The sequence below is a fragment of the Streptomyces sp. NPDC002643 genome (genome assembly GCF_053592555.1).
In genome coordinates this window covers 476546-497953 of the sequence record NZ_JBSFVY010000002.1, presented here as the reverse complement: position 1 = coordinate 497953, position 21408 = coordinate 476546, and the positions used below count along the sequence as shown (strand labels likewise).

19 protein-coding genes are annotated in these 21408 nt (G+C 72.5%); 12 read left to right on the top strand and 7 right to left on the bottom strand.

Going from position 1 to position 21408, the window contains the following annotated elements; translation table 11 throughout:
- From ACWD4G_RS04820 to murJ, 4 genes are all read left to right on the top strand, one after another.
- Complete coding sequence (locus ACWD4G_RS04820) at window positions 1-1173, top strand: glycosyltransferase family 4 protein (protein ID WP_451290743.1); 1173 nt, start codon at window positions 1-3, stop codon at window positions 1171-1173.
- Window positions 1170-2615, top strand: coding sequence for a sugar transferase (locus tag ACWD4G_RS04815; protein ID WP_451290742.1), 1446 nt, complete (start codon window positions 1170-1172; stop codon window positions 2613-2615). Before ACWD4G_RS04820 ends, ACWD4G_RS04815 begins: the two co-directional genes overlap by 4 nt.
- Window positions 2616-2620: 5 nt before the next feature.
- Window positions 2621-3997 (top strand): O-antigen ligase family protein, encoded by a 1377-nt coding sequence (locus ACWD4G_RS04810; RefSeq protein ID WP_451290741.1) that lies wholly within the window; start codon window positions 2621-2623, stop codon window positions 3995-3997.
- A gap of 170 nt (window positions 3998-4167) precedes the next feature.
- Window positions 4168-5886, top strand: a complete 1719-nt coding sequence (gene murJ / locus ACWD4G_RS04805; protein ID WP_451290740.1) for a murein biosynthesis integral membrane protein MurJ — start codon at window positions 4168-4170, stop codon at window positions 5884-5886.
- Here murJ and ACWD4G_RS04800 read toward each other — a convergent pair whose 3' ends face one another.
- Window positions 5887-6009 (bottom strand): hypothetical protein, encoded by a 123-nt coding sequence (locus tag ACWD4G_RS04800; RefSeq protein ID WP_451290739.1) that lies wholly within the window; start codon window positions 6007-6009, stop codon window positions 5887-5889.
- Between ACWD4G_RS04800 and ACWD4G_RS04795 the strand changes: the two genes are divergently transcribed.
- The 4 genes from ACWD4G_RS04795 to ACWD4G_RS04780 are packed head-to-tail and all read left to right on the top strand — an operon-like array spanning window position 6008 to window position 9678.
- Window positions 6008-6700, top strand: a complete 693-nt coding sequence (locus ACWD4G_RS04795; protein ID WP_451290738.1) for a polysaccharide deacetylase family protein — start codon at window positions 6008-6010, stop codon at window positions 6698-6700. The two genes, ACWD4G_RS04800 and ACWD4G_RS04795, sit on opposite strands and share 2 nt — an antisense overlap.
- A gap of 7 nt (window positions 6701-6707) precedes the next feature.
- Window positions 6708-7856 (top strand): glycosyltransferase, encoded by a 1149-nt coding sequence (locus ACWD4G_RS04790; protein WP_451290737.1) that lies wholly within the window; start codon window positions 6708-6710, stop codon window positions 7854-7856.
- Window positions 7853-8545 (top strand): lipopolysaccharide biosynthesis protein, encoded by a 693-nt coding sequence (locus ACWD4G_RS04785; RefSeq protein ID WP_451290736.1) that lies wholly within the window; start codon window positions 7853-7855, stop codon window positions 8543-8545. Before ACWD4G_RS04790 ends, ACWD4G_RS04785 begins: the two co-directional genes overlap by 4 nt.
- On the top strand, window positions 8542-9678 hold the full coding sequence (locus tag ACWD4G_RS04780) for a GNAT family N-acetyltransferase (protein ID WP_451290735.1): 1137 nt from the start codon (window positions 8542-8544) through the stop codon (window positions 9676-9678). The genes ACWD4G_RS04785 and ACWD4G_RS04780 overlap by 4 nt, the downstream gene beginning before the upstream one ends.
- A 61-nt stretch (window positions 9679-9739) precedes the next feature.
- Here ACWD4G_RS04780 and ACWD4G_RS04775 read toward each other — a convergent pair whose 3' ends face one another.
- The gene (locus ACWD4G_RS04775; protein ID WP_451290734.1) at window positions 9740-11236 is read right to left on the bottom strand and encodes a glycoside hydrolase family 26 protein; all 1497 of its coding nucleotides are present in this window, start codon (window positions 11234-11236) and stop codon (window positions 9740-9742) included.
- Between the two features lie 186 nt (window positions 11237-11422).
- On the opposite strand from ACWD4G_RS04775, the gene ACWD4G_RS04770 reads away from it, so the two are divergent.
- Together ACWD4G_RS04770 and ACWD4G_RS04765 are read left to right on the top strand one after the other, a co-directional pair.
- Window positions 11423-12679: a carboxylate--amine ligase gene (locus ACWD4G_RS04770; RefSeq protein WP_451290733.1), complete on the top strand. Its 1257-nt coding sequence runs from the start codon at window positions 11423-11425 to the stop codon at window positions 12677-12679.
- On the top strand, window positions 12679-13938 hold the full coding sequence (locus tag ACWD4G_RS04765) for an NAD(P)-binding domain-containing protein (protein ID WP_451290732.1): 1260 nt from the start codon (window positions 12679-12681) through the stop codon (window positions 13936-13938). The genes ACWD4G_RS04770 and ACWD4G_RS04765 overlap by 1 nt, the downstream gene beginning before the upstream one ends.
- Before the next feature lie 76 nt (window positions 13939-14014).
- Here the strand turns inward: ACWD4G_RS04765 and ACWD4G_RS04760 are convergent, their stop codons facing one another.
- The 3 genes from ACWD4G_RS04760 to ACWD4G_RS04750 form a co-directional block, all read right to left on the bottom strand.
- Window positions 14015-15397: a chaplin family protein gene (locus ACWD4G_RS04760; RefSeq protein ID WP_451290731.1), complete on the bottom strand. Its 1383-nt coding sequence runs from the start codon at window positions 15395-15397 to the stop codon at window positions 14015-14017.
- A 112-nt stretch (window positions 15398-15509) separates the two neighbouring features.
- Window positions 15510-15767, bottom strand: coding sequence for a chaplin (locus ACWD4G_RS04755; RefSeq protein ID WP_451290730.1), 258 nt, complete (start codon window positions 15765-15767; stop codon window positions 15510-15512).
- 227 nt (window positions 15768-15994) lie between these two features.
- Window positions 15995-16423: a rodlin gene (locus ACWD4G_RS04750; protein WP_451290729.1), complete on the bottom strand. Its 429-nt coding sequence runs from the start codon at window positions 16421-16423 to the stop codon at window positions 15995-15997.
- A gap of 253 nt (window positions 16424-16676) precedes the next feature.
- Here ACWD4G_RS04750 and ACWD4G_RS04745 point away from each other — a divergent pair, with 253 nt between their 5' ends.
- Complete coding sequence (locus tag ACWD4G_RS04745; protein ID WP_451290728.1) at window positions 16677-17102, top strand: rodlin; 426 nt, start codon at window positions 16677-16679, stop codon at window positions 17100-17102.
- Between the two features lie 172 nt (window positions 17103-17274).
- Complete coding sequence (locus tag ACWD4G_RS04740) at window positions 17275-17703, top strand: rodlin (protein WP_451290727.1); 429 nt, start codon at window positions 17275-17277, stop codon at window positions 17701-17703.
- A gap of 83 nt (window positions 17704-17786) precedes the next feature.
- Here the strand turns inward: ACWD4G_RS04740 and ACWD4G_RS04735 are convergent, their stop codons facing one another.
- Both ACWD4G_RS04735 and ACWD4G_RS04730 read right to left on the bottom strand, forming a co-directional pair.
- Window positions 17787-19709, bottom strand: a complete 1923-nt coding sequence (locus ACWD4G_RS04735) for an AMP-dependent synthetase/ligase (RefSeq protein ID WP_451290726.1) — start codon at window positions 19707-19709, stop codon at window positions 17787-17789.
- 88 nt (window positions 19710-19797) lie between these two features.
- Window positions 19798-21384 (bottom strand): YfbK domain-containing protein, encoded by a 1587-nt coding sequence (locus ACWD4G_RS04730; RefSeq protein ID WP_451290725.1) that lies wholly within the window; start codon window positions 21382-21384, stop codon window positions 19798-19800.
- Between the last annotated feature and the right edge of the window lie 24 nt (window positions 21385-21408).

Genomic DNA, 21408 nt, shown 5'->3' with positions numbered 1-21408 from the left:
ATGCAACTGTCACCAACCGACCCTCCGCCGCGGGTCCTGCACCTCACCCAGCCGGTCGACGGCGGTGTGGCCCGCGTTGTGACGGACCTGGTCCGGGCGCAGCTCGCCGAGGGGCTGCAGGTCACGGTGGCCTGCCCCGACGGTCCGCTCGCGCCCGCGCTGCGGGCGCTCGGCACGGACGTACGGCACTGGGCGGCGACCCGGTCGCCGGGGCCGACGCTGCTGGGTGAGGTGCGGCGGCTGGGGGAGATCCTCGACGACGTACGGCCCGATCTGGTGCACGCGCACAGCGCGAAGGCCGGGCTGGCGGGGCGGCTGGCCGTGCGGGGGCGGGTGCCGACCGTGTTCCAGCCGCATGCCTGGTCCTTCGAGGCCGTGGGCGGGGTGATGGCGGCGCTGGCTCGCTCGTGGGAGCGTGTGGGGGCGCGCTGGGCCTCGCGGGTGGTGTGTGTCAGTGAGGCGGAGCGCGCGACCGGGGTACGCGCCGGAGTGCGCGCCCGCTGGCGGGTGGTTCCGAACGGGGTGGACGCCGGGCGCTTCCACCCCGCCGCCGTGGACACCGTACGGGCGCATGTCCCGCTGCTCGCCGAGGTCGAGCCGAGCGCGCCGCTCGTGGTGTGCGTGGGGCGGCTGTGCCGGCAGAAGGGGCAGGACGTGCTCCTCGCCGCGTGGGACACGGTGCGGCGGCGGGTGCCCGAGGCGCGGCTGGTGCTGGTCGGGGACGGGCCGGACGGTGCGCGGCTGCGCGCCAGGGCGCCCTCGGGGGTGCTGTTCGCCGGGGGTGTCGCGGATGCCGCGCCCTGGTACCAGGCCGCCGACCTCGTCGTCCTGCCGTCCCGGTGGGAGGGCATGGCGCTGGCCCCGCTGGAGGCCATGGCGTGCGGGCGGCCCGTGGTGCTCACCGAGGTGGACGGCGCACGCGAGTCCCTGCCGCCGGGGCACGCGCCGGTGCCCGTCGAGGACCCGGACGCGCTCGCCGGGGAGATCGTCCGGCTGCTGCTCGATCCGCTGCTGCGCGAGTCGCTCGGCGACCAGGGGCGCCACCACGTACTGACCACCCACGACGTGCGGCACACGGCCGCCGCCGTCGCGGACGTGTACCGCGAACTGCTCGGCGCCACGGGCGCCCGAAGCGTGGAAGCCACCGAGTTCAGGGAGTCGATCCACCCGTGACCGCGGAAAGAACCGTCCCCTCCCCCGGTGGACAGCAACGCGAGTACGCAGGCTCGGCCACCGCGGTCGTCACCCCACGCGAGGCCGTCGGCGAACGCGCCCTGCCGGCCGGGCGGAAGCCGGCCGCACGGCGCCCGTCGGCGCTGCCGCTGCTCGCCGTCGACGCGGGCGCGGCCCTGCTCGCGGTCCTGGTGCTCACCGGGGACCGGACCCCGGGCCGTCCGCTGATGATCGCCGGGCTGGCGCTCGTCGTGGCATGGCTGAACACACGCGCCCGCCTGTACCGGCCCGCCGCCGTGCCCGCCGTGCTCGACGAACTGCCCGCCGTGTGCGCCCGGATCGCGATCGGGTGGTGCGCGCTGGGCGCGGGCATCGCCGCGTACGACGCCGCGCACGCCCTGACCGCCGGTGAACTCGCCCTCGGCTGCGCCCTGCAGTCGGCGGTGGCCGGTGTCGGCCGGGGGGTCGTGCACTGGCTGCGCCGCCGGGCGCTGGTCCGGCGGCCCGGTGCGGCCCTGGTCGTGGGCCCGGCGGCGACCGCTCAGCGGGTGGCCGCCGGGTTTCTGCGGCACCCGGGGTGCGGGGTGCGCCCCGTGGGCGTCGTCGCCGACCAGGCCGCCGGGGGCGAGGGCCTGCCCGTGCTGACCACCACCGAGGAGGTACGGCGGGCGGTTGTGCAGAACGGCGTGCAGAGCGTGCTGGTCGTCGGGCCGAGCGCCGAACGCGCCCCGCTGCTGCGGGCGTTGGAGACCGAGGGCTGCGCGCTGTGGCAGGTGGACGCCGAGTCGCCCTCGTACGGGCACGACGACTCGACCGAGCTGCTCGCCGGGTACCCGTGCCGCCGCCTTGAGTTGACGGGCCGTCATGGCAGCGTCACCAAGCGGGTGGTGGATGTCGCGGTGTCGGGGGCGCTGCTGTTGCTGGTGAGCCCGCTGCTGGGAGTGTGCGCGGTGGTGCTGCGCGCGACCGACGGGCCCGGGGTGGTGTTCCGGCAGGAGCGGATCGGCCGGGACGGACTGCCGTTCACGCTGCTGAAGTTCCGTACGCACCGCCCGGCCGACGCGCATGAGGCGGCGACGCGGTGGAGCGTGGCGAACGAGCAGGAGATGGGCTGGTTCTGCCGCTTTCTGCGCCGCACCTCGCTGGACGAGCTGCTCCAGCTGTGGAACGTGCTGCGCGGTGACATGAGCCTGGTCGGCCCGCGCCCCGAACGGCCCTACTTCGTCAACAAGTTCGGCCAGCAGTACCCGGGTTACGCGGCCCGCCACCGGATGCGGACCGGGATCACCGGACTGGCCCAGGTCAACGGACTGCGCGGGGACACCTCGATCGAGGACCGGGCCCGCTTCGACAACGCGTACATCGACGACTGGTCGCTGTGGCGGGACTTCTGCATCCTGCTGCGCACGGCCGCCGCGCTGGTCCGGCCGACGGGGAGCTGACCTTGATGTCTCTGCGCGATGCGGCGCCTGTCCTGCCCGTGGTCGCGGTGGTCGCCGCTCTGGCGCTGCCGATCACCCAGGGCGCCGAGGGCGGGGCGACCCCGGCCGACGCCGTCTCCGGGCTGCTGGTGCTGTGGTGCGCCGTACGGCTGCTGCGGGACCGGCGGCGGCCCCTGTCCCGTACGGCCGCCGTGGTCCTCGGGCTGCCGGTGGTCGGGCTGGCGCTGGCGGCGGCCGGGGCGAGCGACCCCGGGGCCGGGCTCGCCGGGCTCGGCCGCTACCTCCAGGTCTTCGTCCTCGTCCCCCTGGCCGTGCTGCTCTGTGTGCGGGGGCGGGGTGACTTCCGGGTGGTGGCCTGGTCGTTCGTGGGGCTCGCGCTGTGGCAGGGCGCCGTCGGCGTGCACCAGTACGTCACCGGAACGGGTGCCTCCTACGCCGGTGAGGACATCCGGGCCGTGGGGACGTTCGGCGCCGGGGACGTCATGGGCATGGCGAGCGTGGTGTCGTTCGGGCTGGTCTGCGCGGTGGGGCTGGCGCTGGCGCCCGCCTCGGCGAAGCAGCGGGCCTGGGCGCTGGCGAGCGCGGTGCTGCTGACGCTGCCGCTCGCGGTGTCGTTCAGCCGGGGCGCGTGGATCGCGACGGCGGTGGCCTGCGGGCTCCAGGTGGTGCTGGCCGGGCTGCGGCGGGCGGTCGTGGTCTTCGCCGCGGTGACCGCTGTGGCCGTGGTCCTCGTCGGGGGGCTCGGGATCGGGTCGGCCATGCTCCAGGACCGGATCGGCAGCATCACCCGGGTCGCCGACGCGCCGGACCAGTCCGTCACCGACCGCTACACCATGTGGGCGGCGGCCGTGAGCATCTGGCGCGAACACCCCCTGACCGGCGTCGGGTTGAAGGGCTTCCCCGAGCACCGCGACGGCCACGCCTCGCTGGCCCTGTCCTCCGGCAGCGACATCGCGGGCGCCGGCACGACATACCAGAAGCAGCCGTTGCTCTCCCCGCACAACATGTACCTGCTGGTCCTCAGCGAGCAGGGGTTGATCGGCCTGCTCACGCTGGGCGGCCCCTGGCTGGCGCTCGGGGTGTGCGGGGTGCGGGGGGTGAGGCGGGCGCGGCGGGAGACCTGCCCGGCCGGTGGGGTCGGCGACTCCGGTCGGCGTGGGGACGCGGCCGGTGGGGTCGACTGCGGGCTCGTGGCCTGTGGGCTGATGGCCTGGCTGCTGGTCGACTTCATGTACGCCGACATCGGTGGCCCGACGACCGTGTTGACGGCGATGTGCTTCGGGCTCGTGGGGTGGTGGGCACTGGCCGACGGCACCGCCGCCGCGGACGCTCCGGCCGAGGTCGTCGTGGCCCGGGTGCCGGAACGGGCCGGGGTCCGATGACCATGACGCCTCCCCAGGTACCACAAGGGTCGCCGGAGGCTCCCCAGGGGCCGCCCGTCGCGCCGGTCGGGGGCCCCACTTCACCCGCGGGTGCCCCCGAGCCGGCCACCGGTGCGCCGGTGCCGCCGGTGAGTGCCGCGGTGCCGTCCGTCGGCGCACCGGCTCCGACCATGAGTGCCCCGGTGGTGCCCGAGGCCCGTGCCGCCGACGCGTCGGAGGTCGCGCCCCCCACCGGGCGGTTTCTCGCCAAGGCCACCCTGGTCACGGCGGTGCTCACGGCTGTCGGCGCCCTGTTGGGGCTCGGCCGGGACCAGTCGTTGTCGTATCTGTTCGGGGCCGGCAGCGAGACGGACGCCTTTCTGGTGGCCTGGACCGTGCCGGAGTTCGCGGCGACGCTGCTGATCGAGGACGGCATGGCGTTCGTGCTGGTCCCCGCGTTCAGCGTGGCCGTCGCCCGGCGGGCCCGGGGCGGCGGCGCGGGCGACCCGGTCCGCTCCCTGGTCGCCACGACGCTGCCCCGGCTGGCCCTGGCCTTCGTCGCGGCGGCGGCCCTGCTGATCCTGGGCGCGCCCTACCTGGTCGAGATGCTCGCCCCCGGTCTGCCGAACCCCGCCCTCGCCGTCGACTGCACCCGCCTCACCGGCACCTGCGTCCTCAGCTTCGGCCTCGCCGGCTACTGCAGCGCGGCCCTGCGCGCCCACCGCCGCTTCACGGCACCCGCCGCGATCTACGTGGCGTACAACGTCGGCATCATCACGTCGATGTTCGTCCTCGGCGGCCGCTGGGGCGTACGCGCGGCGGCCGCGGGCGTGGCACTGGGCGGCTGCCTGATGATCCTGACCCAACTGCCGTCGCTGATCAGGCAGTTGGGCCGCCGCAGGACAGTGGCGGCGGCCCGGGCGCCCGAGGCCGGTACCGGGGCCGATACCGAGGCCGGGGCCGAGATCGGGACCGGGGCCCATACCGGGACCAAGGCCGGGGCCGATACCGAGGCCGGGGCGGATGCCGAGGCCACCGACCCCCGCCCCGTCGAACTCGCCCTCATCGCCACCGTTCTCCTCTTCGCCCTCTGCCGGCAGTCCCAGGTCCTCATCGAGCGGTTCCTCGGCTCGACCCTCCCGGCGGGCGCCATCTCGCATCTCAACTACGCGCAGAAGGTGGCCCAGATCCCGATGACGTTCTCCCTGATGCTGTGCACGGTCACGCTCCCGGTGGTGGCGCAGGCGATGGCGGAGGGGGACACCGAGCGGGCCCGGAGCCGGGTCGAGAAGGATCTGGCGCTGGTGTCGTGCATCGTGCTGCTCGGCGCGGCGGCGATCGTCGCGTGTGCGCCGCAGATCATCGAGTTACTGTTCCAGAGGGGGGCCTTCACGACCGAGGACACCGATGCCACCGCCTCGGTGATGCGCGTGTACGCCCTCGGGCTCCTCGGCCACGCACTCGTCAGCGCGCTCGTACGCTCGTACTTCTCCGCCGGGCGGCCCACCTGGTACCCGCTCGCCGCGATGGCCGCCGGGCTGGTCGCGACCTCGTGGATCGGCGCGGCGACCGTCGGCGACTGGGGCGTCCTCGGGATCGCCGCCGCCAACGCCATCGGCATCACGCTCACCGCCCTGCTCCTGCTGCGCGGCATGGGCGGGCGGGCCGTGCCGATCCGGGTCCGGCAGGTGGTGGGCGAGATGAGCCGGCCGGTGCGGGCGGCGGTGGCGGCAGGCACGGCGGGGTGGTTCTGCGCCGGCCGGGTCGACTCGCCCGTGCTCGGTCTCGCCGTCGGCGGCTCGGTCGTCGCCCTCGTCTTCGTCCTGCTGGCCTGGGCCATGGGCGCCTCCGGCCTCACCCCCGCACTCCGTACCGTCACACGAAGGCTCGCCGATGCCCGTTTCCGCTGATCACCCGCCCGTCCCGGCCGACCCCAGACCCACCGAACCGGCCAGAGCGGCCAGACCCACCTCGCATGCCGGACCCACCGCGCCGGTCAGGCCGTCCGCCGCGACCCCTCTCTGGGTCGCCATGTACCACTCCGTGGGCGATTGCTCCGACGACCCGTACCGCATCACGGTCTCGCCCGACCGCCTCGACGCCCAGCTGGGCTGGCTGCGTCGGCGGGGGCTGCGCGGGGTCGGCATGACCGAACTGCTCGCCGCCCGGGCCCGGGGCGAGGGGCGGGGCCTGGTGGGGCTGACCTTCGACGACGGGTACGCGGACTTCGTCGGGGCCGCCCTGCCGCGCCTGCGCGCGCACGGCTTCGGGGCGACCCTGTTCGTGCTGCCGGGGCGGCTCGGCGGTGACAACGCCTGGGACCCGCTGGGCCCGCGCAAACCGCTGCTGGACGCGGACGGCATCCGGACGGCGGCCTCGGCCGAGGGCATCGAGATCGGGTCGCACGGGCTGACCCATGTCGATCTGACCAAGGCGGACGACGAGACCCTGCGCGCCGAGACCGCCGGCAGCAGAGCACGGCTCTCGGAGTTGATCGACGCTCCCGTCCACGGCTTCTGCTACCCGTACGGCACCGTCGACCAGCGCGCCGCCGACGCCGTACGGGACGCCGGGTACGGCTACGCCTGCGCCATCGACCCCGGCCCGCTGAACGGCCCGTACGCGCTGCCCCGCGTGCACATCGGCGAGGAGGACACCGCCGTACGGCTGCTGCTGAAGCGGAAGCTGCACCGGCTGCGGCGGCGTCCGGTCGAGGGGGCCTGAGGCCGGTATGAAGGCGCTGCACATCATCACCGGGCTCGGGGTCGGCGGCGCGGAGCAGCAACTGCGGCTGCTGCTGCGCCACTTGCCGGTCGAGTGCGACGTGGTGACCCTCACCAACCCGGGCCCGGTCGCCGATGGTCTCACCGCCGACGGAATCCGGGTCACCCACCTCGGCATGGGCGGGAACCGCGATCTCGCCGCGCTCCCCCGGCTGGTCCGGGTGATCCGCAAGGGCGGCTACGACCTGGTCCACACCCACCTCTACCGGGCCTGCGTGTACGGCAGGATCGCCGCCCGGCTGGCGGGCGTGCGGGCCGTCGTCGCCACCGAGCACTCCCTCGGCGACTCCCAGATGGAGGGGCGCAGGCTGTCCGCCGGGGTCCGCGCGCTGTATCTGGCGAGTGAGCGGCTGGGCCGGGCCACGGTCGCGGTGTCCCCCACCGTCGCCGAGCGGCTGGAGGCCTGGGGTGTGCCCGGTCCCCGGATCGATGTCGTCCCCAACGGCATCGACCTCGCCGGATTCCGCTTCGACTCCGACTCGCGCGAACTGACCCGGCGCCGGCTCGGGCTGCCGGAGGGCGCGTATGTCGTCGGGGGCGTGGGGCGGCTCGCGGCGGGCAAGCGGTTCGACGTACTGGTCCGGGCGCTCGCCCATCTCCCCGACGACTGCTGGCTGTTGCTGGTCGGCGGCGGCCCCGAGGAGAGCGTGCTGCGGCGGGCCGCCCAGCGGGCCGGGGTCGCCGACCGGGTGCTGCTCACCGGGGAGCGCCCGGCGGCGGGCTCCCCCGGCGCCGATCTGCCGTCCCTGATGAACGCCATGGACGTCCTCGCCTCGCCCAGCGCCGACGAGGCGTTCGGGCTCGCGGTGGTGGAGGCGATGGCGTCCGGGCTGCCCGTGCTCTATGTCTCCTGCCCGGCGATCGAGGACCTGCCCCCGGACACGACCGCCGGCGCCCGCCGGGTCCAGGGGGGCGCGGATTCCTTCGTACGCGCCCTGCTGGACATCCGTGCGCAGGGCCCGTGTTCGCGCGCCGTCCCCGCCGCCGCCCAGCACTACTGCATCACCCGCAGCGCCGCCCAGCTCATGGACGTGTACGCGGCCGCCGTCTCCAGCACGCCCTCGCCAACCCCGTCCCTGGGAGTGAGTTCCGCATGACCGACCGAACGCCCCACCGCGCACCCGACCGTACGCCCGAACGACCGACCGACAACCCCGGCCGTGGGACGACCCCCTTCGCCCGCGTCACGTCCCTGCCCCCCTGGTCCCTGCTCGCCGCGGGCGCCCTGATCGGCGGGGTGGCCGGGGGTGGGTTCGGTGTGCTGAAGCCGCCCGTCTACACCGCGACCAGCTATGTCGTGGCCGTCCCCGCCGAGGGCTCCGACTCCCAGTCCGCGCTGGGTTTCGCGCAGGCGTACGGGCGGGTGGCCACCCAGCTCGCGGTGCTCGGGGACGCCCAGGTGTGGGCCGGGGTGCCGGTGTCCACGCTGAAGGAGAGCGTGCGCACGGCGACGTCGCCGGACGCGCCGATGGTCGCCGTGTCGGCCACCTCGTCGCGGCCGGATCTCGCCGCCGACATGGCCAACGCCGTGACCCGAGCGCTGACCCGGCACGCCAACGACTCCCAGCAGTCCACGCGCGTCGAACTGCGGCAGTTCGCCCGCGCCACCGAGCCGACCGAGGAGTCCTCCGCCTCACCCGCCGTCACCGGGCTGGTGGGCGCGGCGGTCGGAGGCCTGCTCGGCGGGCTCGCCCTGCTGATCCGGCCCCGACGCTCCCCCGAGGCCCCGCCCGCGGCCTCGGTGCCCGGTCCCGCGCTCGCCGCCGACGCCCACGGGCAGCTGTGACCAGCACACTGCGCACGCGGGCCGACACCACCCTGCGCGCCGAACTCTGCACCGACGAGGGCGAGTTCGGCGCGCTGGCCGAGCCCTGGGACCGGCTCTACAGGCGCTGCGGCACGGCCACCCCGTTCCAGAACCACGCCTGGCTGCACTCCTGGTGGCTCTCCTACGGCCGCCCCGGCGGGCTCCGGCTGGTGCTGGTCCGCGACGGGGGCGAACTACGGGCGGTCGCCCCGCTGATGCTCATGCGCCTGCCGCTGCCGACGCTGGTCCCGCTCGGCTGCCCGATCTCCGACTTCGCCGATGTCCTCGTCGACGACGAGTGCGCCGAGGAGGCGTCGGCCGCGCTCGGCGACGGGCTGTCCGTCGCCGCCCGGACCGCGCTGATCGACTTCCGCGAGGTACGGCCGGGCGCCGCCGTCGAACGGATCTACGACGGCTGGCGGGGGCCCCGGCGCAAGGTCGGCGACTCGGTCTGTCTGGAGCTGCCCGCCCGGCCCATGGACGAGTTGCTGACCCGGCTGCCCAACTCCCGGGCCCAGCGGGTCCGCGCCAAGATGCGCAAACTCGGCGACCTCGGTATCGAACCGCGTGCCGTGCGCCCCGACGAGGTCAACTCGGCCCTGCGGACCATGCTGGATCTGCATCGCCTCCAGTGGCAGGGCCGCAAGGTCACCACCGAGCACCTCCGACCGCGCTTCGCCGAGCATCTGTCCCGCTCGGTGGGGCCGATGGTGCGCTCCGGGGACGCCGTGGTCACCGAGTTCCGGCTGGACGGCGACGTCATGGCCGTCGATGTCACCCTGCTCTCGCGCCGGCTCGCGGGCGGCTATCTCTACGGCGCCCATCCGGGCCTCAGGGAACGCAAGGCGGACGTCGCGACCATGCTGCTGGACGCCTGCGCCCGGCATGTCGGCACCGGCGGCCACCAGGTGCTGAGCCTGCTGCGCGGGGCGGAGCCGTACAAGCTGCGCTGGCGCCCCGACACCGTGGTCAACCAGCGGCTGCTGCTCGCCCGCCGCCGCACGGCGCCCCTGCTGTCGGCGGTGGCGTACGACGCGGCGGCCCGCCGGCGGGGCAAGGAGCTGGTGCGCCGGTGGCGTGAGCGGAGGGAAAACGGTGGCGGCGGGCGGTGACCCCGGCGGGCGGCCGCTGGGGTACCGGCCCGCCGGGGTCACCGCCACCGGCGGCCCCGATTCACTCGTAACGCGTCCACCACTCCGTGCGGATGCAGATCTTGCCGCCGATCCAGTACTCCACCCACTCGCCCAGATCCAGCGGCGAGCAGTTCGGCGGGTGTACCGGCGTGGTGGGGGTCGGCTTCGGCGTGGGGACGGGCGTCGGGGTCGGAGTCGGTGTGGGCTCGGTCGCGGGCTTCGGTTCGTCACGGTCGAACAGCATCGAGCGGTATACCTGGGCCGCCCTCGGATTGCTGGCGCACTGCCACACACCGTGCGGGCAGTAGTCGGTGAGGGTGTTGTACAGCGGCTTGTGCTCGTCCATCCAGGCGAGCATGCGCCGCATGTACTCCGGGTTGTCGCCGTTGCGGAAGAGCCCCCATTCCGCATATGAGATGGGCTTCTTGTGCGCCTTGGCGAAATCGACGTGCGCCTGGAGGCCGTACGGCTCCTTCACCTGTTCGTCGAAGGTGATTCCGCGCGGCTGGTCGTAGGAGTCCATTCCGATGATGTCGACGGTGTCGTCCCCCGGATAGCACTCGGTCCAAGGAATGGCGTCCTTGCCGCGGTTCGGGGTCCAGTCGAACTTGAATTTCTGGCCCGGCACCGCACGCATCGTGGTGACGATCCTGTTCCAGTACTTCTTCCAGTTCTCCGGGTCCGGCCCGCAGCGATGGGTGTACGTCATGCCGTTCATCTCCCAGCCGAGCACGAGCACCGTGTCCGGGATTCCCAATGCGACCAGCCGCTCGGCGAGTCTGCGGAAGTGGTGGTCGAACTCACCGGCGGCGGCCCGGCCGAGCAGCGCGCGGACCTCGGCGTCGGAGACGCCCTCCTCGTTGCGCTCCATCATGGGCACGTTGAGGACGAACATCCGGTCGTCCTCCTCGCGCCGCCACTCGGCCCAGGAGTCCAGGAAGCCGGGCAGGCCCTCGATGTTGGACCACAGATCGCCCGGCAGATACGTGTGCGCCACGCGCAGCTCGGACCCGCCCAGCCAGTCGCTCAGCTCGGCGATCCGGGCGACACCCCGGGGGCCGTAGTGCAGATAGGCACCGATCGCGGGCAGTTCCTCGACCGGCACGACCGGCTGCGGCGTCCGGGACGGCGTGACCGGGAGGGGAGTCGCCGGAAGGGGCGAGGCCAGCGGCGGGGTGATCGGAGCGGCGGGCGTCGTCGCCGGGGCGGCGGGAGTCGCCGGGGCGATGGGCGTCGGGAGCACCGGGGCCGGGAGCACCGGGGCCGGTGTCACGGCGGCGGGCCCCACGGCCGCCGGGGACACCGGGGACGCCGGAGTGGCGGGAGCCGCCGGGGTGTTGGGCACCGAGGCCGCGGTCGGAGTAGTGGCGCCCGGGACCGTCGGGACCGGCACCGGCGGGTCGGGGGTGACCTGGACCACGCCGGTGGCGTACACCGGGACCGACGCGAGGGCGAACGACGCGACGACCGAGGCCGCGACGAGCGTCAGCCGTCTGTTCCGGGGCCGCCGGTGCCGGGCCCGCTGCTGTACCGCCATCGCGCGCTCCTCTCTCATCGCTTTCTCCGCCTTCTTCACTCTCACCGCATTCCGCCGCCGATTTCCACCTACTGACAATCAGTCATACGAATATGAGTTCCGCCAACAGGGGCTCCGGCCTTCGGGTGCCCCGATCGCCCGCACGGGTGAACCGACTCCAAAGAAATGTGCGAGGACCTCAAGGAAATGTCCGTGTCGCCGCTCGACACCCGTGTTCCGGCCGTTCTGTTGCGGACCGATCGCAATCCCTTTCACCACGGAACCCTGGGCGCCGTACGCTCGCTGGGCCGGGCCGGTGTGGAAGTGCATCTCGTCGCGGACTGCTCGGGAAGTCCCGTGCGTGGTTCGCGTTTCGTCTTCGAGACACACGCCCCGCCCCGCCCGGGCGCGTCCGACGCCGAATTCGCCGCCGTGCTGCACCGCGTGGCCGACCGGCTCTCCGGCCCGGCGGTCCTGATCCCCCTGGACGACGCGAGCGCGGTGGCCGCCGACCGGTTGCGCGAGGCACTGAGGTACGGCTATCTGCTCCCGCCGGGCCCGACGGCCCTGGCCGAACGGGTCGCCGACAAGGCGGAACTGGCCGCGCTCTGCCGCCGCCTGGACATCCCGCACCCGGCGACCGCGCTCCCCACCGGCGCCCCGGAAGCGGCCGCCGCGGCACGGGAGTTGGGCCTGCCACTGATCGCCAAGTGGTCCCGGCCCTGGCTGCTGCCCGACGGGGCCGGGCTGCGCAGCACCTCGGTGGTGCGCTCGGCCGGGGAGGCGGCGACGCTGTACCGGCGCTCGGCAGCCGCCGGGAGCCGACTGCTGCTCCAGGCGTTCCTGCCGCCGGGCCAGGACCGCGACTGGTTCTTCCACGGCTACGTCGACCGCGCCGGTACCGTCCGCGCCGGTGGCCCGGGCCGCAAGCTGCGCGCCTGGCCGCCCGGGGCCGGCCTCACCGCCGTCGGCCGCTGGACCGCCAACCCCGAGGTACAGGCCCTCGCCGAGCGACTGGTCGGCGCCCTCGGCTACCGGGGCGTGTTCGACCTGGACTTCCGCCGCGAGGGCCGCACCGGCCCGTACCATCTCCTCGACTTCAACCCGCGCCCCGGCGCCCAGTTCCGCCTCTTCACCGACACGGCCGGCATCGACGTCGTACGGGCGCTGCATCTGGATCTGACCGGCCGTCCGGTGCCGGAGGGGGCTCCGGTGCCGGGGCGGACGTTCGTCGTGGAGAACTACGCGCCGCTCGACGCGCTGCTCCCCCACCCCCGTGAACTGGCCTGGCACGCCAAGGACGACCTCGCGCCGGGCGCGGCGCTGTGGCCGCTGTGGACCCGGCACGCCCTCGGCCGCCTGCTGTCACCCCGCTCGCCCCGGCCGCCGCTGCCCGTCCCGGTGCCGGACGACCCCACCCCCGCCCCTTCCCACGACGAGAACGAGAAAGCGAGCAGCCACTGATGTACGACCTGCTGGTGGTGGGCGCCGGCCCGTACGGTCTGTCCATCGCGTCGCACGCCGCCGCGGCCGGGCTGAGCATCGGCGTCCTCGGCCGTCCGATGGCGTCCTGGCGCGATCACATGCCGCCGGGCATGTTCCTGAAGTCCGAGCCCTGGGCCTCCAACCTCTCGGACCCCGAGGGCCGCCTGCGACTCGACGTGTACTTGGCGGAGCGAGGCGTCGAGGCCCGCCACGGCCGCCCCATCCCCGTCGGCGACTTCGCCTCGTACGGCCTGTGGTTCGCCCGGCACGCCGTACCGCCGGTCGACGAACGGATGGTGGCCCGTATTCGGCGCGGGATCGGCGGCTACGAGGCCCTGCTGAGCGACGGCGAGATGCTGCGCTCCCGCACGGTGGCGCTGGCCGTGGGAATCACCCCCTTCGCCGAAGTCCCGCCCGTGCTGCGTGAGTTGGGCCCCGCCCACGTCTCCCACAGCAGCCATCACAACGACCTGACCCCTTTCCGGGGCAAGGACGTCACGGTGATCGGCGGCGGCCAGGCGGCCCTGGAGACGGCGGCCCTCCTCGCCGAACAGGGCACGGGAGTGCGGGTGTTGGCCCGAGCGAGCCGTCTCAACTGGAACGACACCCCGCCGCCCCTGGACCGCCCCTGGTGGCGCTCGGCCCGCTCCCCGCTCGGCGGCCTGGGCTGCGGCTGGCGCAACTGGTTCTACGCGGAACGCCCCGGCTGGTACCGGCGGTTGCCCGAGCAGAAACGCGTCCGGATCGCGACGGAGGCCCTGGGCCCGGCGGGCGCCTGGTGGGTACGCGACCGCGTCGAGTCGGCCGTCGAGGTACGGCTCGGCCAGGAGGTCGCCCTGGCGTACGAGAAGGGAGGCGCCGTACGGCTGGAAACGGTGGGCCGGGGCGGCGAGTTGACCTCCGTGGACACCGAACACGTCATCGCCGCCACGGGTTTCCGTGCCACCCGGGCACGGCTCGGTCTGCTGGACGAGGACATCCGCGCGGACCTCTCCGCCCTCGCCGACGGCTCCCCCGCGGCCGGGCGGGACTTCGAATCCTCGGTCCCCGGCCTGTTCCTCGCGGGCCTGACCACGACCGCCGGCTTCGGCCCCGCGATGCGCTTCGTCCACGGCGCGTCCTTCACTGCACCGACCCTCGTACGAGGCGTACGGCGACGGCTGCGCGCCGGGATGCCCGGTGGGCGGCTGCCGGTGCCGGCGGCCAGGACCCACCTCACATCGGCAGCAGGGCGGTAGGGGCCCCATGCCGGACGCCGACACGGCTCGGGTGCCGGGCGCGACACGCGTCCCGGCACCCGCGCGAGCGACTGCCTCAGCGACCGGACGAGGCCCGGCCCCGGCGGTAGAGAATCCCACCGCCCACGATCAACGCCGCGCTGACCGCCGACATGGCGATCAACGCCTCGGTGTCACTGCCGGTCTTGGGCAGCGACGGAGGCTTGTGCGCCGGAGGCTGATGACCGGTCGGCGGCTTGTGCGTGGGGGGCTGGTGTGTGGGGGGCTTGTCTGTGGGGGGCTGGTGCATGGGCGGCTTGTGGGTCGGGGGCTGATGCCCGGTGGGGGGCTTGTGGCCCGTTGGAGGCTTGTGGCCCGTTGGAGGCTTGTGGCTCGTCGGGGGCTTGTGGCCGGTCGGCGGCTTGTGCCCTGTGGGTGGCTTGTGACCCGTTGGAGGCTTGTGGCTCGTCGGGGGCTTGTGGCCCGTCGGGGGTTTATGCCCCGTCGGAGGCTTGTCGCCGGTCGGCGGCTTGTGACCGGTGGGCGGCTTGTGGCCGGTTGGGGGCTTGCTCGTCGGGGGCTTGTGGCCCGTCGGAGGCTTGTGGGTCGGCGGCTTGTGCGTGGGAGGCTTGTGCGTCGGCGGCTTGTCCACCGGGGGCTTGTCCACGGGGGGCTCGGTCGGCGGGTTGTCGCCGTAACCGGAGCCGTCGCCGCCGTCCTCCGGCACATCGCCGTAGCCGTCGTCCGGCGAGTCGCCGTACTCGGAGTCGCCGCCCTGGTCGCCGTAGCCGGAGTCACCGCCCTGGTCCCCGTGGTCGGAGTGGTTCTCGGACTGACCGTTGTCCTTGGAGTGGCCGTTGTCCTTGGAGTGACCGTTGTCCTTGGAGTGGCCGTTGTTCTCGGACTGGCCGTTGTCCTTGGACTGACCGCTGTCCTGAGTCTGACCGTTGTTCTCGGACTGGCTGCTGTCCTGGGACTGACCGTGGTCGGTGTCGTCGTCGTGGCCGGAGTGGTCACCGTCGTGGGAGTTGTCGTCCTCCTCGACGTACTCGTCGGCGGGGTCGGCGACCTCGTCGTACTCGGTGTAATCCGTGTACTCCTCGTAAACCCAGGTGTCCTCGTGGTCCTCCGGCGGGTCGGTGTGGGCGGGGGGCGCGGCCGCGGGCTCCGGCTCGGCGGGCGGGGCGGCCTGGGCCCGCGTGGAGGAGTCGTACGCCTGTGAGGAGGTGTCCGAGGAGGTGTCGTTGCCGCACGCGTTGCCCGTGGCCGGGTTGCCGAGGGCGGCGACGTCGACCGTGTTCCCGCACGCGTTGACCGGAACCGTCACAGGGACGCTGACGGTGTTGCCCGACACCACGCCGGGCGAGTTCGAGGCGGCACCCTGCGCGGTCGGCTCCGCGAGCGCCGGAGTGCCGTAGAAGGACAGGATGCCCGTCGTCGCTGCGGCGACGACCATTCCCTTGCTCAGGGTCTGTCGCAATCTCGTTTCTTCCTGCTCGTAGAAGTGGGAAAAGCCGGCCTTGGAGCCGATGAGGACAGTCCAAGGCCGGCTGTGGCACAGCCGAGCGGCTGATGCGTGGCGCGCTACGACGTCAGTCGTTGATGCACACGTTGCCGAACGCCGGGTTCAGCAGCCCGACGATGTTGATGCTGTTGCCGCACACGTTGATCGGGATGTGGATCGGGACCTGGATCACGTTGCCCGAGAGGACGCCCGGCGAACCGATGGCGGCACCCTTGGCCTCCGAGTCGGCCATGGCCGGAGTGGCCATACCCACGGCCATGATCGCGCCGGCGACGACAGCAGCGCTCTTCTTGAGCTTCACGTCATTTCCCTTCGTTGCGGTCATGCCCCAATTGACGGCCGAAACCGAGCGAGCACAGCATGAACGGCTCGCATCATGACCTGCAGCCTGTGAAACGAGGAATAGACGCCGGAAGAAACTCCGGAACCTGGGGCCCGGGGTAATTCACCCGAACGCCCCAATAGAATGAACAACTCGGACCGCCCGCGCATTCAACGCGGACGGTCCGAGTCTCTGCGGATTACCCGATCAACTGCGCCGCACGCCGCCGATCACTTCTTCTCGTGGTGGCGGCCGTTGCCGTCGTCCTTGCCGTTGCCGTTGTCCGAGAGGATCGGGATGTCGGACAGGATGTGCGAGAGAGGCTCGTCGCCCTTGGCCTGGGTGGAGTTCTCGGTGCACTGCTGGTTCTGGGGGGCGGAGAGGATCGGCGTGTCCTGGAGGACGCCGACTCCGAGAATCCCGTTGAGGTTGCCCTTGAGTGGCAGACCGATGCAGAGCTTGTTGAGCGAACCCTGCACCAGCGTGGCCTGGGGGCTCATGTCGCCCTTGGTCACCGAGTTGCCGAACGCCTGGTGGGCACCATTGCCGCTGAAGGACGTGGTCCCGCCGTCGTCGGCGAGCGCCTGGGGTGCCGTGGCGGCCGCGAGGCCGGTGGCGGAAGCCGCCACCGCGACCACGGCCATTGCCTTCTTGAGCATTTCGCGTTCCTTTCCTGGTGAACCCGCGGGTCCCTGACTCTGGCAGCAACGGCGGCACACCCGAACCGGTTTCGACACATCACCCGTTCAGCCCGCTCGCGCCGGAGAATTCCAGAGCGACGGAACATTCCGCACTCCGGGTTCTCGCTCCGCTCCATGGGCCGACGGAGTGAATATGAGCAACCGGGAAGTCCGGGCGAAGTTGTCCAAGGCGCTCCGGTGGAAACGGGGTTTCTCCAGAAGGGAATCGCACGTGATCAAGAAGATTCTGGCCGCAGCGACGATCGCCGCCTCCTCCGTCGGAGCCTCGGCCGTCGCCGCGCCCCAGGCGCTCGCCGACGACGGCGGAACCACGTCCTTCAGCGGCAACGACGCCGAGCAGGTGTACGGCAACTCGGCGACGTACGGGAACATGAGCCCGCAGATGGCGCTGATCCAGGGCTCGCTCAACAAGCCCTGCATCGGTCTGCCGCTCAAGGGCAACCTCAACGGGCTCGGGCTCATCGGAGTCGGCGTCCTCCAGGACGTTCCGATCCTGTCCGCTCCGCAGAACCAGCAGTGCACCGAGAACTCCACCCAGGCCAAGGGCGACGAGCCGTTGTCGCACATCCTGTCGGACATCCCGATCCTCTCGGACAACGGCAACGGCGACGACAAGGGCGGAAAGAAGCACCACTGACGCCATCGCGCGGGTGGGCCGCCGACCACCACGACGACCCGCCCAATACGCCTAATCGCCAAGATAAGACACCTATTGCGCCAATAGGGGCAATCAACGCAACTGTTGGCCGGGCGCTCTGTTGATCAGGGCGCAACTCCGCAACGGAGTCCGCTTTCCGAAGGGATCGAACATGAAGAAGCTGTGGGCTACCGCGGCTGTTGCCGCTTCCATCACTGGCCTCGCGACCGTCGCCGCGCCCCAGGCGCTCGCCGACGACGGTGGAACCACGTCCTTCAGCGGCAACGGTGCCGAGCAGGCGTTCGGCAACTCGGTGACCAAGGGCGACATGAGCCCGCAGCTGTCGCTGGTCCAGGGCTCGCTCAACAAGCCCTGCATCGGTCTGCCGCTCAAGGGCAACCTCAACGGGCTCGGGCTCATCGGAGTCGGCGTCCTCCAGGACACGCCGATCCTCTCCGCCCCCCAGAACCAGCAGTGCACCGAGAACTCCACCCAGGCCAAGGGCGACGAGCCGTTGTCGCACATCCTGTCCGACATCCCGATCCTCTCGGACAACGGCAACGGCGACGACAAGGACGGAAAGAAGCACCAGCACCACTGACGCCACCACCGGACACACGACAGCGGGCCGCCGAGTTCATCGGCGGCCCGCTGCCGTGTGCGGCGGCTCCTCCCGCTCCCGTCCTACTTCTTCGCGTACAGCGCCTCGATCGCCGCCGCGTATGTCTCCGTCACCACGTGGCGTTTGATCTTCAGGGAGGGGGTGAGGAGACCGTTCTCCTCGTTGAACTCGCCTTCCACCAGCTTGAATTCGCGGATGGACTCGGCGCGGGAGACGGCTTGGTTGGCGTAGTCGACGGCCTTTTGGACGTCGGCGCGCATACGGGGATCGTCGACGAGTTCGGAGAGAGGGGTGTCGGGGGACATGCCGCGGACGTGGAGCCAGTGGGTGACGTCCTCGGGGTCGAGGGTGATGAGGGCGGCGACGTAGGGGCGGTTGTCGCCGACGACGATGCACTGGCCGACCGGGGGGCGGCTGCGCAGGCGGTCCTCCAGGACGGCCGGGGAGACGTTCTTGCCGCCGGAGGTGACGAGAATGTCCTTCTTGCGGCCGGTGATGGTGAGATAGCCGTCCTCGTCGAGTGCGCCGAGGTCGCCGGTGGCGAACCAGTCGTCGGTGAGGACGGCGTCGGTGGCGGCCGGGTTGTTCCAGTAGGTGCCGAAGACGATGGAGCCCTTGATGAGGACCTCGCCGTCGTCGGCGATCCGGATCTCGGTGCCGGGGACGGGCCGGCCGACCGTGCCGGGGCGGGGCCCGAGGGGCGGCACGATGGTGGCGGCGGCCGTGGTCTCGGTGAGGCCGTAGCCCTCGTAGATGATGATCCCGGCGGCGTAGAAGAAGAGGTTGAGGTCGCGGTCGAGGGGGGAGCCGCCGCTGATGGCGTAGCTCATCCGGCCGCCGAGTTCGCGGCGGATGCGGCGGTAGACCAGCAGGTCGTACAGGGCCCAGGCGGCGTAGAGGCCGAGGGTCGGGCCGGGGCCCCGGTCGAGGAACTTGTCGAGGTGGGCCTCGGCGAAGCGGACGCCGACGCGGTGGGCGCGGTCGAAGGAGGCGCCCCGGCCGATGCGTTCGGCGGTGGCGCGGCCGGTGGCGTGGATGCGCTCGAAGACGTAGGGGACGCCGATGAGGAAGGTGGGCTGGAACTTTTTGAGCGCGGGGCGCAGGTCGTCGGGCTTGATGCTCGGGCAGTGGCCCAGTTCGATGCGGGCCAGCAGACAGCCGATCTGGATCGTGCGGCCGAGGATGTGGGCGAGGGGAAGGAAGAGGAGGGTGGAGGCGGTCTGGCCGGTGACCGCCTCGAAGACGGGGTGGAGCAGCTCGACCAGGTTGGCGGACTCGGCGTGCAGGTTGGCATGGGTGAGGACGCAGCCCTTGGGGCGGCCGGTGGTGCCCGAGGTGTAGCAGATGGTCGCGGCCGTGTCCGGGGTGAGGGCGGCGCGGCGCTTGGAGACCTCCTCCTCGGGGACGCTCCGGCCCAGGTCGGCGAGTTGGCCGAGGGCGGCATCGTCCAGCTGCCAGACGTGCGGGGGCTGGGAGTGGCGGGCGGTGGCGGTGGTCGCGGCGGCGGCGTTCTCGGGGGTCTCCACGATCATGAATCGGGCGCCGGAGTCGCGGACGATCCACTCGATCTGCTCGGGCGAGGAGGTGGCGTAGATCGGTACGGACTGGCCGCCGGCCGCCCAGATGGCGAAGTCGAGGACGGTCCACTCGTAGCGGGTACGGGCCATCACGGCGACCCGGCCGCCCGGTTCGAGCCCGGCGGCGATCAACCCCTTGGCGGTGGCGCTGACTTCACGGGCGAAGGCGGCGGCGGTCACGGGGTGCCAGGTGCCGTGGGTCTCGCGGCGCAGGACCGTGGCGTCCGGGGCCTCGGTGGCGTTGCGGTAGGGGAGGTCGGCGATGCTGCCGCTCGTCAGGGGCGGGGCGAGCGCGGACGTCCGGGCCTCGCGGACGACCCCGTACGCGTCCCTGACGACCTCGACCTTGACCCGTTCGGCCAGGTCGGTACGTTGCTTGGCCTTGTTCAAGTCCTTGCGTACGCCCATGACGACCCCCCGGGGACCGATGACTGCCGTTCATTACCGGTGAGTCAACTTACCGAGGCGTAAGGATTTTTCAATGGCTTTGGCCGATTCAGTACTGGCTCATCAGACGGTCGGCCTTGTCGATGGTTTCGGACAGGTCCTTCAGGTCCTGGTCCTCTCGGTCCTTGGCCAGTTCCTGGGCGCGGAACGAGAGTCGGCTCAGGGTCGGGCGGTCAGGGAGGGCGGTCAGGGAGGAGACTCCGGTGCGCAGGGTGTCGGCGAAGTAGGCGGCCACGGCGGCCACTTGGAGGCCGTGGGGGGCGGTCGTCCAGAGGTCGTCGTGCAGGGCGGAGGCCTCCACGGCGGCGGACTCCTCGTGCGGGGTGCGGTCGTCGGGGTCCAGCCAGCGGACCGTCGCCGTGGCGAGGTGGCCCTCGGCGCCCTCCTTGGTGCGGACCGAGTAGAGGGCGGTGACCGTGTGGCCGGGGCCCACCTCGCCGCCGTCGACGCGGTCGTCGCGGAAGTCCTCGTCGGCGACCTGGCGGTTGTCGTAGCCGATCAGGCGGAACTCCTCGACGGTCTCCGGGTCGAAGGCGACCTGGGCCTTGGCGTCGCGGGCGGTGAGGTCGATGTTGCGGGGGAGGTCCTCGCAGAAGACCTTCTCCGCCTCCTTCTCGGAGGAGACGTAGGTGGTGTGGCCGTCGCCCTTGTCGGCGAGGCGTTCCATGAGGGCGTCGCCGTAGTCGCTGCCGACGCCGACGCCGAAGAGGGTGATGCCGTGTTCGCGGCGTTCGCCGCCGATGCGTTCGAGGATGGTGTCGGCGTCGGTGTCGCCGGTGTTGGCGAGGGCGTCGGAGAGGAGGACGACGCGGTTGGTGGCGCCCTTGCGCAGGCCCTCGACGGCGGTCTCGTAGCCGGTCTCGATGCCCGCGCCGAGGTTGGTGGAGTCGGTGGGCTCCAGGCTGTCGATCGCGTCGTGGATCTCGCCCCGGTTGTCGTCGAGGCGGGTCATCGGCAGGACCGTCTCGGCCTCGCCGCTGAAGGTGACGATCGCCACCGAGTCGTCGTCGCGCAGCCGGTCCGTCATCGTGCCGAGGGCGTCCTGGGCGAGGTCGAGGCGGCCGGGTTCGGACATGGAGCCGCTGACGTCGATGACGAAGGTGAGGGCGGCGGGCGGGCGTTCGCTGTCGTCGCCCGCGGCGCGGGTGGCGAGGCCCACGCGGACCAGGGACCAGTTCTCGTCGCTCGTACGGGCGCCGTCGACGGTCACCGTGAAGCCGTCGCCGTCGGGGCGTTCGTAGTCCTGGCGGAAGCTGTTGACGAACTCCTCCGGGCGGATCGTCGCCGGGTCGGGCAGGCTGCCGTCGGCGAGGGTGCGGCGGGCGTAGCCGTAGGAGGCGGTGTCGACGTCCAGGGCGAAGGTGGAGAGGTAGTCGGGGGACGGGGCGTAGTCGGGGGTCTCGTCGCTCGGTTGTTCGCCGCGCTGCTCGCCGCTGCCGGTGCCTTCGGGGGCGGGGGCCGGGAAGCCGCCGCCGTTGGTGCCGCCGGTTCCCTTGCGGTCGTACGACGACGAGTTGCCCCGGTCGCCGGTCTCTCCGCAGCCGGTGAGGAGGAGGGCGGCCGCTGTGCCGAGGGTGAGGAGGGCGGTGATCGGCCGCCGCCGTCGTGTCGGTCCTGTGCTGCGATGCGTACGCATCCGGGCCCCCTTGACCAGTCGGTT